The organism is Limosilactobacillus reuteri subsp. reuteri, from assembly GCF_000016825.1.
GTDB lineage: Bacteria > Bacillota > Bacilli > Lactobacillales > Lactobacillaceae > Limosilactobacillus > Limosilactobacillus reuteri.
In genome coordinates this window covers 1,553,286-1,566,525 of the sequence record NC_009513.1, presented here as the reverse complement: position 1 = coordinate 1,566,525, position 13,240 = coordinate 1,553,286, and the positions used below count along the sequence as shown (strand labels likewise).

The following is a 13,240-nucleotide window of genomic DNA, read 5'->3' as shown; positions in this document are numbered from 1 at the left end:
TTGTTCTTAAAACTAAGGAGATTGTTTGGTATGATCATATTTAGCAATTATTTTAGATTTCCCAGAGAGGATGAGGAAAAATGACCGGAAACGATTATCTTAGGATCTGGTACCGGGTTCAAATTGGGGCGACCCTGGTCATTTTGGCAATGATGATGATTCGTAATTACGAATTTAATCGTCAGACCGTTGCATTAGCATTATTGATCATGGTTATTATTTTAGGAATTGGTTTAGTCTTTGAACTCTTACCTAATGTATCCTTGTTAGTTAAAAAGTTGAATGCATGGCTGCAGGTAATTGCCCAGCCGATAATTTTAGTGTTTGCTTGGGATGTAATGGTTCGAGAAATTATTGTTCTATTACATTTACCATCCCGGGGCGTTGTGACAATGATGATTTTTTATTACTTTATTATGTTTGCACCATTTGCAAGCGTAATTGGTGAGTTCATGCATTGGAGCATCGAACGGCTAATCTTTATTGCCTGGTTAGCTCAGGTGGTTTTTACGCCATTGATTGCCTTACCAACAGACTTGGTTGATAATCACTTCTTATTATTAGCATTATCGACTGGTGCAGTTGGCGCAGTTGCTTTCTTTATTCTTACGACAACTGTTATGCGGACGTGGCATTTATCATGGCCAGGATTAAAACCACACTGGAGCGGTGATTTTAATTGGGGGATATTTGCTGGATTAGTTGTTGTTGATATTATCTTTATGGCCTTAAATACGGGAGAAATGCCAAGGCTCCACCGTGCTAATTGGGATTTTACCCTTTCGGCGTTTGAGGCTGCGGTAATGGAAGAGACCTTATTCCGTTTTGCTATTCTTGGCATCTTATTCTATGCTTGGCGCAATGTTAAGCAACGCCTTCCGTTGGCATTAGCAACGAGTTCAATTTTATTCGGAATTGTTCATCTTACCAACTATGGCCCTCAAGAATGGTCAATGACTGTTTTACAAGCAGTTAGCGCAGCTGGGATTGGACTATTTTTTGCAACCGTTTATGTTTATACTGGTCAATTATGGCTAGCAATGGTAATGCACTTCCTATTAGATTGGACGGCATTTATTGCTTCTGATTCAACGTTGATGACTGGCAAAGTAACAGTTCAAAATTGGATTGGGACGGGAATAGAATTAGTAGTATTTATTGGAATCGCCGTTTGGATGATGTTTGGACAACGACGTCAAGTGATGGAACGGCATGTTAATCGCTTGACCGGAGAGCATCAACGGTTTGACTTTATGATTCAGTATTAAATAAGTGAGTGGAAATTAACCGCCTTGTGGTTAATTTCCGCGATATCGTAACAATATTCATATAAAACGAGGCTGAGAAAAAACTGTTGTTTTTCTCAGCCTCTGTTTATACTTATGCAATGTGTTTATGCAAATAACGTGCAACCAATGATAATGAGTAGCAGACAATAAAGTAGAGGACTGCTAACGCAACGAACATCGGAATAATATAATTTGTGTTTTGACCATAGATGATCTGGGCGTGGTACATTAACTCTGGCAAGACGATGATTGTTGCTAGTGATGTATCCTTAACTAATGAAATGAACTGACTAACGAGAGCCGGCATCATATTCTTAATTGCTTGTGGTAAGACAATAATTCGTAATGCTTGCCACTTAGTTAATCCATTAGCTAATGCCCCTTCCGTTTGACCGTAATCAATCGAATTTATCCCTGAGCGAACGATTTCAGCAACCATTGCCGATTCGAAAATTGAAAGCGCCATAATTGCGGCAGGAATAATTTCTGGTTTAATTCCGATATTGGGGAGGCCAAAGTAGGTGAAGAAAATTATTAGCAGGAGAGGAAGATTACGGATAATATCGATAATGAATCCTACAATTGCTGATAAGTATTTGATGTTAGCGTAACGAATAATTCCGAGAAAAGTTCCCAAAATAAAACTGATTATAATTGAAATTACGGAAACTTCAATCGTAATCCAAAGTCCTTCTAGGAGGAAACGGATATTAATCCATGAATAAGCGTCAATAAAGTTTTGCATTGATCATCCCTCCTAGGCTAATTTCTTTTCAAGGTGTCGCATATAATAACTCAACGGAAGCGTGATGATGAGGTACATGATCCCGACAATGAAATACGTGGGCATAGTTGCTAAGGTATCGTTTGCAATTAGATTTCCTTGGTACATAAGATCAAAGCCAGCGACAAAGGCAAGGACCGATGAGTTTTTAACCAAATTGATAAATTGATTGCCAAGTGGTGGAATAACAACGCGAAATGCTTGTGGTAAAACAATGTAGCGCATCGCTTGTCCATAAGTAAGTCCATTGGCAAGGGCTCCTTCCATTTGACCAGGATCAATTGAATTAATTCCAGCACGCACAGTTTCAGCAATAAATGCAGACGTATAAAGAGTTAAGCCAATTGTTCCCGCAGTAAATCCATTAATTTTCACTACATACATTGGGATAATCAGGAAAAAAGCCATTGTAATTACCAATAGTGGGATATTACGAAAGACCTCCACATAGACATGACCGATGATTTTTAAAACCCGATGCTGCGAAATCTCGAGAAGGGCAAAAAAGGTTCCAATAATAAGGCTCCCGATTAGTGCAATAAGGCTACATAGAATAGTATTCCAGAGGCCGGTTAAAAGGGGATGCCACTCATTTATAATTAAATTTAACATTAGCGCTTCATCTCCTGATAATTAAATCCTTTAACATTGCCAAACCATTTAAGAAGAAGACGGTTGTAGGTTCCATCCTTTTCAACTTCTCTTAACGCCCAGTTTAATTTATTGCGAAAACGCGTTTGATTTTTGTTAACGGCGATTCCATAAGGTTCTTTAGTAAAGTTACCGCCGACAACTTCATAGCCTGGGTTTTCAGCTGCCATCCCATAGAGAATCCCATTATCAGTGGTAAGGGCATCCCCCTGTTTAGATTTAAGGGCCGTCATCGCTTGAGCATAGTCAGATAATTGAAGGACACGTGCTTTAGGAGCAAACTTCGCAACGTTTTTAACTGAATTTGATCCAGAAACCCCAAGAATTACAGCACCTCGTCGATTTAAATCGCTGATGTTTTTGATTGGACTTCCCTTTTTAACTAGGAGAGATTGACCAGCATCAAAGTAAGAATGGGTAAAGTCAACTTGCTTTTCTCGCTCAGGAGTGATCGTCATGGTTGCCATAATCGCATCAATATTACCATTTTTTAATAGGGGCACCCGGGTTCCGCTGGTTACAGGAACAAAAATTGGTTTTCCCTGTGGGCCGAGGATCTTTTTTGTAATAGCTGTTGCAAGATCAATTTCAAATCCTTCTAGCTTTCCTGTCCGGATATTTTCCAGCCCAAATAGGCGGGTATCTGCTTTAACTCCCCAGGTAATTCGTTGACTACGCATATCTTCGGTCAGAACATCTTTTTTTGCAATTGAGGTACCGCAGGCAGAAAGAGTAAGGAGAGCAACAAAGAGGAGGGCGCTAAGACTAATCAATCGCCAATACTTTTTCATTATAATTCCTCCTTAGTGACCACTGATCTTACTCATAAATTCGCGAGCACGCTCTGTAGAAGGCTGGTCGCCAAAGAATTTTTCGGTTGAATCGTCTTCTAAGATCCGACCATCTGCCATAAAAATAACCCGGTCAGCAACTGCCCGTGCAAAGCCCATTTCGTGGGTCACTACTAACATTGTCATGTTGGAGTTTTTAGCGATATCTTTCATAACGTCTAAAACATCATCAATCATTTCAGGATCGAGAGCACTTGTTGGTTCATCGAATAGGAGGCATTTAGGCTTCATAGCCAGACTGCGGGCAATCGCAATTCGTTGTTTTTGCCCTCCAGATAGCTGAGCAGGCATACTTTCAGCTTTATTTGCAAGGCCAACTTTATCAAGCAGTTTCATTGCTAACTCACGGTTTTCTTCTTCCGGACGCTTTAATACAATTCGTGGTGCGAGCATTATGTTTTCGATAACACTCTTATTGTTGTATAAGTTAAAGTGTTGAAAGACCATTCCGACATCTTTTCGAATTAAATTTACATTGGTTTTCTTATCGGCAAGGTCAAACCCATTAACGATTAATTGACCGTCTCTAATAGGATCTAAACCATTAACGGTCCGGATTAAACTACTTTTTCCCGAGCCAGATGGCCCAATTAAAACAACTGTTTCACCATCATCGATTGTTAAATTAATATCTTTTAATGCATGAAACTTGCCATAATATTTTTGTACATTATGAAATTCAATCATTGACATGAAATAATTAACCCCATTTCGTTGATATTATCAAGAAGTAAGTAACTTTTATTATATCGATTGTTCTATAAGTCGTCAAAATGAGAATTGTGTAGAAGTGAATTTGAAAAAATAATTATAAAATTCTTTAATAAATCACTTTTATTTTAGGAAGGCCAAAATAATTATTTACAAAATCGAGATAAGTAGTAACATAAGGAGTGAAGAATATGATTTAACGAAGAGGAGCGAGTAATGCTTCACCGTTAAAGTGTAGAACATAGGGAGGAGAATACTAATGTTCGAAATAAAGCCAAAGAAGTTCAAGAAGATCCTCGTTGGTGTTGACGATGCACCAGATGCCCGTGCCGCTTTCTCATACGCGGTTGATAAGGCGAAACGTGATGGTTCAGAGCTAGGAATTGTATCAATTCTGGAAACTGACCGGGTAAATGTATATCAAATCTTAGATAAGGATTATGTTCATAGTAGTGAAGACGAATTACGTCAACGGGTAAATGAATATGTCCAAGCAGCAATTGATTACGGCGTTGATCCAGAAAAGATTACGGCGATTGTTGATCGTGGGGAGCGGCCAGCTGAGCGGATTTGTAATCATGTTATCCCCGCTTTTCAGCCAGATTTATTAGTTGTTGGTTCAATTGGTAAGAAGGGTAATCGTAAGGCGGTTGGTTCTCAGGCATCATACATGGCTCGTCATGCTGGAACGTCAGTATTTGTTATTCGGACAAACACTGTTCAGGCTTATGAATAAATAATTTAATTTTTAAGATTATTGCGATAGTTCTGATTAGGACTATCGCTTTTTACATGAAAGTATATTTTTTAATGATTCTAAGATAGAATATCATTTGAAGATTATTTGGTTGTTTTTACTCATCTCTATGTTATAATGATTCTAAACTAAAAGAGAGAAGGGATAAATGTGTCCAAGAAAAAGATGTCACTAGCACAAAAGGTAAACGTTCTGCGTGCAAGTGTGATGGGGGCTAATGATGGGATTATTTCAATTGCCGGAATTGTTATCGGGGTGGCAGCGGCAACGAGTAATGCCCGTTCTATCTTAATTGCAGGTTTGTCGGGAACACTTGCCGGGATGATTTCAATGTGTATGGGGGAGTATGTCTCGGTTTCAACCCAAAAGGACTCGCAAAAAATGGCATTGATTAGTGAAAAGCAACGCCTTCAAAATCAATACCAGCATGAATTTGACTATGTTCAAAAGAAATATGAAGCTCAAGACATCGATTCGCAACTAGCTAAACAAGCGACGAAAGAATTAATGGAAAAAGATGCTTTAGGGACAACTGTTCAAGAGCGCTATGGCTTTAATCCCAATGAGTTTACAAGCCCATATGCTGCGGCGATTGCTTCCTTTATATCTTTTCCAACCGGTTCAATTTTACCGATGGTGGCGGTTACCGTTTCCCCCACAAACGTTCGAATTTTAGCAACCGCAATTGCAGTTCTGATTGCCTTGTTAATTACTGGTTATTTTGCGGCAGTTTTAGGAAAATCTAACCGAATTAAGTCAATGATCAGAAATGCAGTTGCTGGATTGTTAACAATGGGAGTTACATACCTGATTGGACAATTATTTGCGCGGTAGGGAGATGAGATTAAATGAGTATTAAGGTGAAAAAACATCAGAAGCAAACAATGGAAGAAAAACTGAATACGTTACGAGCAGGGGTACTAGGTTCAAATGATGGCATTCTGACTGTTGTCGGTGTTTTGGTATCGGTAGCAGCAGCGACAAGTGACCGTTTTACTATCTTCATTGCTGGCTTATCTGATTTGCTTGCCTGTGCATTTTCAATGGCTTCTGGCGAATATGCCTCTGTATCTACTCAAAAGGATACGGAAAAAGCGGCCGTTGCTAAAGAAGAGCGGCTCTTAAAAATCGATTATGAAGGGGAACTTGCGGCAGTAAAAGACTATTATGTAAATAAAGGAGTTACCCCTGAAACATCAATCAAAATTGCTAAAGACCTCCTTAATAAAAAGCCCCTTGAGACGGTTGTTCGGATTAAGTATGATATTGAGCTTGGTCACTATCTTAACCCTTGGGATGCGGCATTTTCTTCTCTTTTTTCAGCAGCTGCTGGAGGCTTGATTCCGTTGATGGCGATGACTTTTGCTCCCGAAGCATATAAGTGGTATGCCGTGATTTTAGCGGTTGCTTTTACGAGCGCTCTAACCGGTTATATCAGTTCTAAACTCGGGAACGGGCTTGTAAAAATTGCAGTTATTCGAAATATTATTATTGGTTTGATTACGATTACGATTCACTATGGAGTCGGAAAATTATTTTAATCGATGTAAAAAAAATAGGAAGCAAGAGGCTGAGTTTTCGCTCAACTTTTTGCTTCCTTTTAATTTTAGTCCTCTTTGAAATCGTTATTAATAACGTTCTTTTCATCAACAGGAGTGTTGAATAATTTTTCATCTTTCCCACGGTGATATTCTGCTTGAATAGTAACGTGACAGATCCCATATTTTTCATACAAGATTTTTTCTACTTGACTATAGATTCGCTCAACCTGGCTTAGTGGCAAGTCATCACAATTAAGATGGGCAGAGAAAATGATTCGGTGTTCATCCATCATCCATGCATGGACGTGATGAACTGCCGTAACTCCGTCGATTTGCTTTAAATCATTTTCGATGGAATTATAATCAAGATCTGGGGAGGACTGCATGAGAATTTTAATGGTTTGATTAATAATTGGCCAAGCCTCATAAGCAATATAGAGGGCAACCCCAATTGTCAAGGCGGGATCAAGCCATGGAACATTAACAAAGGTAAGAATGATTCCTCCAATGATAACGGCAACTGATGAAAGTGCATCACTTAGAATATGGAGATAAGTTGCTTTAACATTTAAGCTGTCTTCGCTACCAGCATGTAAAAGGGCTGCGGAAATAAAGTTTGCAAGAAGACCAATCACGGCCACGGTTAACATAATGCCCCCGTTAATATGCTGAGGATGCTCTAACCGTTTGATAGCTTCAATAATTAAGAAGACAGAGATAACAATCAGGAAAATACTATTAGTTAATGCTGAGAGGATTTCAGCTCGCCGGTAGCCATAAGTTCGTTGCCGATTCTCTGGCTGTCCCCCAATATGCTGGGCAAAATAGCCTAGTACAATGGAAAGCGAATCTCCCAAGTTATGAAAAGCGTCTGATAGTAAGGCTAAACTTCCAGAGAGAATACCTCCAAGAATTTCAACAATTGTAATTAATACATTTAGGAGGGGAACTGCTAAAAAGCGTTTCCCTGTTACTTTTTCGTCCATGATTTACCTACTCCTCCGTAAAGATCGATTGCGGGTTTGTAAAAAGCTTATAACAAAAAAGTTAGGCTTTCCAAACTACACTTTTAATAATATGCTATAATCAATTTGGGTTCAATGTTAATATATAAAAACACACAATGACCGATCGTAGGCCAAATTTTAATACCCAGAGGTGAAACAATTTGACTCCAATGAAGGAAGACTATCTAAAAATTATTTTTGAATTAGGTGGTAGTCATAAAAAAGTTTCTAATAAAGAGATTTCCCTTGGACTAGGAATTGCCGCTGGATCAGTAACCGAGATGATTTCTAAGTTGGCTGACGAAGGGCTGGTTGTTCATGAACCATATGCCGGTATTTCTTTAACGGAAAAAGGACAAAAGTATGCTGCGGAATTAGTTCGGAAGCATCGTTTATGGGAAACATTTTTAGTAGATAAGCTTCACTATAATTTTGCAGATGTTCATTCAGAAGCGGAAATTCTTGAACATCAGACAAGTGATCGCCTAGCAACGGCCTTAGATTCTTTTCTTCAACACCCTGATCATTGTCCGCATGGTGGAGTAATTCCATCAGCTAATGGCAAGTTTCCAGATGTAACGCATCGTTTATTGGCAGATGCTGATGATGGGGAAAAAGTTGAACTAGAACGATTCTTAGATAATCATGAACTTCTCACTTACTTAGAAGAGTTAGGATTACGACCTCAAGAACAAGTTACTGTAATTCGCCATGAGCCTTTTGAAGGACCAATTGTGATTCAAAAAGAAAATAACGACCAAGAAATTAATGTTTCATATAAGGCATCACATAATATTTTTATTGAACCGGACACAGCTCAAGAAAATAAAGATTAATTATGTAAATGATTGCTTATGTGATACAATGGTTTTTGTAGTTTTTTTAAGTGCGGTTGGTTCGATTGTTTCATTGCAAATGGATCTCTTCACCTGAGACGAATTACAAATTATATTAGTGCTTAATGCACAGGAGGATTTCCAATATGGAACAAGGAACTGTTAAATGGTTTAATGACGATAAGGGCTATGGCTTCATTACGCGTGAAAGTGGCGATGATGTATTTGTTCATTTTTCTGCTATTCAAGGGGATGGCTTTAAGTCATTAAGTGAAGGTCAACATGTTACATTTGATGTTGAGGAAGGTGAACGTGGCCTTCAAGCAGCAAATGTCGTTAAAGACTAAATACTAAACTAAAAAGCGACTGGATTTTTCCGGTCGTTTTTTTAGTATTGAGCTCCCTATCTAAACGGAGGATAATAATAAATATCTTTGAACAGAGAAGGCGAAAAGATGTTAACAAAACGACGACAAGCACTCGCACTTAAAACTTGTTTACTGGCTGGGAGACTTTTAATTGAAAACGGCTCAAATATGGAACGAGTTAACGATACCTTATCTCGAATGGCCCAAAGTGCTGGCTTACATGACTTTCAGGCATTTACAACTGTGACCGGAATTGTAGTCGGAACAATTAATGATCCCCATGCTCAAGTAATTACTATTCGTCATCGAAAAAATAATTTAAGTAAAATTGCGGAGGTAAATGAAGTTTCTCGTGAACTAGCACGGCGCAAAATTGATGTTCCACAAGCATTTGCTAAATTAAAAAAGATTGATCGCCAAAAGATGCCAAGATGGCAAAATTGGTACGAATCATTTGCCGCTGCAATTTTAAGTGGCGCATTGATGATTGTCTTTACAGGCAATGTTTCTGATTCTTGGGCCGGCTTCCTTGCCGGTGGGATAGGCTATGCTGCGTTTTCATATCTCTTACGAAAATTTAAGATTCAGTATTTAGGAGAGTTTTGTTCTTCCTTGATTATAGGTATTTTAGCGGTGATCTTTGTTAAGATGCACCTCGCTAATAATATTAATGATATTATTATTGGCGCAGTTATGCCTCTGGTTCCTGGAGTGCCCTTAACTAATGCGGCGCGGGATTTAGTTTCAGGAAATTTAATCAGCGGACCCACAAGAGGGATTGAGGCGATCCTAACTGCCGTTTCGATTGGTAGCGCGATAGTAATTGTTTTGCACTTTAATTAGGAGGGTAGGAGATGAATTGGAGTACCCTATTATTACAATTTTTCTTATGCTATGTTTCGACAGTTTGTTTTGGGATCCTCTTAAACATTCCTAAACGTGCCTACAATACTGCGGGGATGATTGGCGGAGGCGTATGGGTAATCTATTGGATAATGTATTATTGCAGTGGAATTGGCCTTGCGTTTAGTAATTTAGTTGCTGCAATCTTAATTTCGGTATTGAGTCAGGCAGCTGCTCGTCGAAAACGAATGCCAATTATTGTTTTTAATGTGCCTGCGCTAGTTCCATTCGTGCCGGGAGGACAGGCTTATAAAATGGTTCGTAATTTTGCTATTGGTAATTACCACCTTGTTACTGTTTATTTCTATCAGGTAGTTGTAATTGTTGGGGCAATTACGCTTGGCTTTGGGTTAGGGGAACTTTTAAATCGTGTTTTGAACTATCTTCATAAATATTTAATCAAAAAATCACGATGGAATTTTTGACACTGTGGTATACTCATTTTTGATTAATTAATTTAAGTTAGGAGAATCCTTGATTATGTTTATTGAACGTGATGATCATCGTTGGTGGCGTTTTGCCTTAAGCGGTGGTTTCTTTCTTGCATTGATGCTATTAATTATGTTTAATTCGTCAGTGCTAACAATGATTGATGCTGTTTTGCAGTCATTATTTACTAGTCAGCGTCTGGAAGACATTGGTTGGTTCCATGCTTTGATGAGCTTACTTTCATTTTTAGCTAAACCGGTCTTAGATTTAGTATGGGTATTTATTATTGCAGGTGTTTTATGGCTGAAAGGTTATCGCATTCCAGCTTTGTGGTCACTAGGAACAATTTTTGGTGGAGATGTGCTTGGAACAATCATTAAACACATCGTTAAGCGGGTCCGTCCTGCACAACACTTAGCGGCAGATGATGGCTATAGTTTTCCTAGTGGGCACACTTTAGGATTCTTCTTGGTAGTAGCAATTTTATTCTTAATAGTAATTCCGCTTATTCAAAAAGCATCTGTTCGCACAATTTTGCAAATCTTATTAATATTTGCAGTTTTCTTCCTGGCGGTATCACGGGTATATCTTTATGCTCACTGGCCATTTGATACTATTGGTGCAATGTTATTAGCTTATGCATGGTTACAAGTAGCTGAATGGCTCTATGTCGCTTGGGCACCACGATTACAACGAATTCCGTTCTTTCGTAGTGTTGAAATTTAATAATTGGAATTGATGAAGGGCAATCTTATTTGGTTGCTCCTCTTTTTATTTCCCGGGAAATAGGAGAAAAATGTGTGAAATTATAATTGAATCAGCAAAAGATAATAACAATTTAGGAGCAATAGTTAAATTATTAGACGATGAAAATTTAACACGAGCAGTGGGATTATTTTTACCTCTTCAAAGAGAAAATCGTGTGCAAGCTATTAAGATATTTGTTCACCAGAATCATGTTATGGTAGTGAAACTAAATGGGGATGTAGTGGGAATGGTTGTATTAAGCCCTTGGTATGGGGATGAAGGAAAAAGAATTGCTCATCATTATGAATTAGGCTATCTTTTGCAGCAAGACCAATGGAATAAAGGCATAATGACAGCTGCACTTCAAAAATTTATTTCTATTTTGCCATCTAAAATTACGATTCATGCGGAATGCAAACAAAGTAATTATCGTTCCCAGCGAGTGCTTATTAAATGTGGCTTTGTTTATGACAAGGACGATTTATGGCAACGCATTATTAAATAATCGGGCTTGCATTTTTATTTGAGTGGGGTATAATTTCATTCGATGAAGAGGTTGCATATTTTATTAGTAACTGATATTAGGTGAATAAGCACCGGAGTATTAGTGAAAGGGAAATATGCCGAAACACTACTTAGCTTATTTCTGGTAGGTGTTGGGCTATAGTCATAATAGGCTATAGACTGTCGCAATAATTGCGGGGCGCTTCCTAAATTGATTCAACGATTAATTATAGGTATTAAGTTGGGTCTTCTGGTAGGGTTACCGATCAGAAGACCCTTTTAATTTATCCTCTTCGAAAATGTTGACGTTAAGACACACAAATTTGGAGGAAATATATTTATGGCAGATGAATCTAAGTCGACGGGTCATATGGAACGGACATTACAGACGCGTCACTTGTCCATGATTGCTCTTGGTGGAACAATCGGTACTGGACTTTTTATTGCCAGTGGATCCGCTATTTCAACTGCGGGACCTGGTGGAGCATTGGTTGCATATGGAATTATGGGAATTATGGTTTATTTCCTAATGACGAGTCTAGGTGAAATGGCAACATATATGCCATTGACTGGGTCGTTTTCAGCTTATTCGACGAAATTTGTTGATCCAGCGCTCGGATTTGCTCTTGGTTGGAATTATTGGTTTAACTGGGCAATTACAATTCCCGTTGATGTTACAACTGCGGGAATTGTAATGAATTATTGGCTTCCCAATGTTCCAGGCTGGATTTTTAGTGTAACAGTGATGGCGCTAATTTTCTTAATCAATTATTTATCGGTACGATCTTATGGTGAAACCGAATTTTGGCTTGCTTTAATCAAAGTGGTCACTGTTATCGTATTTTTAATTGTTGGTGTTGCAATTATTTTTGGAATTATGGGCGGTAAGCCTGTTGGGTTAAGCAACTTCCACTACAAGCAAGCACCGTTTGTTGGGGGAGTGCCAGCGATTATTAGCGTTTTCTTGGTTGCTGGTTTCTCATTCCAAGGAACAGAATTAGTTGGAATTACTGCTGGTGAAGCCGCTACACCAGAAAAGTCTGTCTCCAAGGCAATTCATTCAACTTTCTGGCGAATTTTACTTTTTTATATTTTTGCTATTTTTGTTATTGCTTGTATCCTGCCTTATACAGATAAGAACTTATTGAATCAAGATGTTTCAAACATTACAATGAGTCCATTTACAATTGTGTTTAAGCGGGCGGGATTAGCCTTTGCAGCTAGTGCAATGAATGCGGTTATCTTAACTGCCGTCATTTCTGCTGCTAACTCTGGTTTATATGCCTCAACCCGGATGCTTTATTCACAAGCGCGTGAAGGATATGCATGGCGGATTTTTGGTTATGTAAACCGGCGTGGTATTCCGATTTATGCTTTGCTGGGAACGATGGTTGTCTCATTAGCAGCCTATGCAACTCAATTCATTGGTCCCAAAGCTTATAACTACTTAATTGGTGCATCTGGATTATGTGGATTTATTGCATGGTTAGGAATTGCAATTTCCCACTACCGCTTTAGGAAAGCATTTCTTAAGCAAGGACATACACTGTCTGAATTGAAGTATCATGCAACAGGGTTCCCATTTGGTCCAGTATTCGCGCTTGCTCTATGTATTGTCGTTATTTGTGGTCAAAACATTGATGCTTTTGTAAAAATGGATTGGCAAAACATTTTAATTACTTACATGGGAATTCCATTATTCTTAATTCTTTTCTTCTACTACAAGATTCGTTACAAGACGCACTTGATTCCGCTTGATAAGGTTGATTTATCACGGCGAACAAAGGGTGAATCGTACGAACCGGAAGATGATTAATAAAATCATAACCACCCGTCAAACGGGTGGTTTGCACATCGGCTAT

16 protein-coding genes and 1 riboswitch are annotated in these 13,240 nt (G+C 38.6%); of the genes, 11 read left to right on the top strand and 5 right to left on the bottom strand.

Features of this window, described 5'->3' with window-relative positions; translation table 11 throughout:
• Positions 1-80 precede the first annotated feature (80 nt).
• Positions 81-1,268: a CPBP family intramembrane glutamic endopeptidase gene (locus LREU_RS07960; RefSeq protein ID WP_003668824.1), complete on the top strand. Its 1,188-nt coding sequence runs from the start codon at positions 81-83 to the stop codon at positions 1,266-1,268.
• 112 nt (positions 1,269-1,380) lie between these two features.
• On the opposite strand, the gene LREU_RS07955 is transcribed toward LREU_RS07960, so the two are convergent.
• The 4 genes from LREU_RS07955 to LREU_RS07940 are packed head-to-tail and all read right to left on the bottom strand — an operon-like array spanning position 1,381 to position 4,268.
• Positions 1,381-2,034 carry an amino acid ABC transporter permease gene (locus LREU_RS07955; RefSeq protein WP_003664620.1) on the bottom strand — a complete coding sequence of 218 codons (654 nt, stop codon included), beginning with the start codon at positions 2,032-2,034 and terminating at the stop codon, positions 1,381-1,383.
• Positions 2,035-2,046: 12 nt separating this feature from the next.
• The gene (locus LREU_RS07950; protein ID WP_003668822.1) at positions 2,047-2,685 is read right to left on the bottom strand and encodes an amino acid ABC transporter permease; all 639 of its coding nucleotides are present in this window, start codon (positions 2,683-2,685) and stop codon (positions 2,047-2,049) included.
• Positions 2,685-3,515, bottom strand: coding sequence for a transporter substrate-binding domain-containing protein (locus tag LREU_RS07945; RefSeq protein WP_003668820.1), 831 nt, complete (start codon positions 3,513-3,515; stop codon positions 2,685-2,687). The genes LREU_RS07950 and LREU_RS07945 overlap by 1 nt, the downstream gene beginning before the upstream one ends.
• Positions 3,516-3,527: 12 nt before the next feature.
• Complete coding sequence (locus tag LREU_RS07940) at positions 3,528-4,268, bottom strand: amino acid ABC transporter ATP-binding protein (RefSeq protein WP_003668818.1); 741 nt, start codon at positions 4,266-4,268, stop codon at positions 3,528-3,530.
• A gap of 277 nt (positions 4,269-4,545) precedes the next feature.
• Here LREU_RS07940 and LREU_RS07935 point away from each other — a divergent pair, with 277 nt between their 5' ends.
• The 3 genes from LREU_RS07935 to LREU_RS07925 all read left to right on the top strand — a co-directional run bounded on the left by LREU_RS07935 (position 4,546) and on the right by LREU_RS07925 (position 6,584).
• On the top strand, positions 4,546-5,022 hold the full coding sequence (locus LREU_RS07935; RefSeq protein ID WP_003668816.1) for a universal stress protein: 477 nt from the start codon (positions 4,546-4,548) through the stop codon (positions 5,020-5,022).
• 171 nt (positions 5,023-5,193) lie between these two features.
• Complete coding sequence (locus tag LREU_RS07930) at positions 5,194-5,877, top strand: VIT1/CCC1 transporter family protein (protein ID WP_003668814.1); 684 nt, start codon at positions 5,194-5,196, stop codon at positions 5,875-5,877.
• A 14-nt stretch (positions 5,878-5,891) separates the two neighbouring features.
• Positions 5,892-6,584: a VIT1/CCC1 transporter family protein gene (locus tag LREU_RS07925; protein ID WP_003668812.1), complete on the top strand. Its 693-nt coding sequence runs from the start codon at positions 5,892-5,894 to the stop codon at positions 6,582-6,584.
• Positions 6,585-6,649: 65 nt separating this feature from the next.
• On the opposite strand, the gene LREU_RS07920 is transcribed toward LREU_RS07925, so the two are convergent.
• Positions 6,650-7,570: a cation diffusion facilitator family transporter gene (locus LREU_RS07920; RefSeq protein ID WP_003668810.1), complete on the bottom strand. Its 921-nt coding sequence runs from the start codon at positions 7,568-7,570 to the stop codon at positions 6,650-6,652.
• Positions 7,571-7,752: 182 nt separating this feature from the next.
• On the opposite strand from LREU_RS07920, the gene LREU_RS07915 reads away from it, so the two are divergent.
• The 7 genes from LREU_RS07915 (at position 7,753) to LREU_RS07885 (ending at position 13,194) form a co-directional block, all read left to right on the top strand.
• A complete protein-coding gene (locus LREU_RS07915; RefSeq protein WP_003668809.1) occupies positions 7,753-8,427 on the top strand; it encodes a metal-dependent transcriptional regulator in 675 nt (224 codons plus the stop codon).
• A gap of 146 nt (positions 8,428-8,573) precedes the next feature.
• Positions 8,574-8,774 (top strand): cold-shock protein, encoded by a 201-nt coding sequence (locus LREU_RS07910; RefSeq protein ID WP_003664604.1) that lies wholly within the window; start codon positions 8,574-8,576, stop codon positions 8,772-8,774.
• 108 nt (positions 8,775-8,882) lie between these two features.
• Complete coding sequence (locus tag LREU_RS07905; protein WP_003668806.1) at positions 8,883-9,638, top strand: threonine/serine exporter family protein; 756 nt, start codon at positions 8,883-8,885, stop codon at positions 9,636-9,638.
• A gap of 11 nt (positions 9,639-9,649) precedes the next feature.
• The gene (locus tag LREU_RS07900; protein ID WP_003668805.1) at positions 9,650-10,123 is read left to right on the top strand and encodes a threonine/serine exporter family protein; all 474 of its coding nucleotides are present in this window, start codon (positions 9,650-9,652) and stop codon (positions 10,121-10,123) included.
• Positions 10,124-10,178: 55 nt separating this feature from the next.
• Positions 10,179-10,853 carry a phosphatase PAP2 family protein gene (locus LREU_RS07895; RefSeq protein ID WP_003668803.1) on the top strand — a complete coding sequence of 225 codons (675 nt, stop codon included), beginning with the start codon at positions 10,179-10,181 and terminating at the stop codon, positions 10,851-10,853.
• A gap of 70 nt (positions 10,854-10,923) precedes the next feature.
• Positions 10,924-11,379 (top strand): GNAT family N-acetyltransferase, encoded by a 456-nt coding sequence (locus tag LREU_RS07890; RefSeq protein WP_003668802.1) that lies wholly within the window; start codon positions 10,924-10,926, stop codon positions 11,377-11,379.
• A gap of 37 nt (positions 11,380-11,416) precedes the next feature.
• A riboswitch (Lysine riboswitch) is annotated at positions 11,417-11,591 on the top strand.
• A 127-nt stretch (positions 11,592-11,718) separates the two neighbouring features.
• Positions 11,719-13,194, top strand: a complete 1,476-nt coding sequence (locus LREU_RS07885; protein ID WP_003668799.1) for an amino acid permease — start codon at positions 11,719-11,721, stop codon at positions 13,192-13,194.
• The last annotated feature ends 46 nt before the right edge of the window (positions 13,195-13,240 follow it).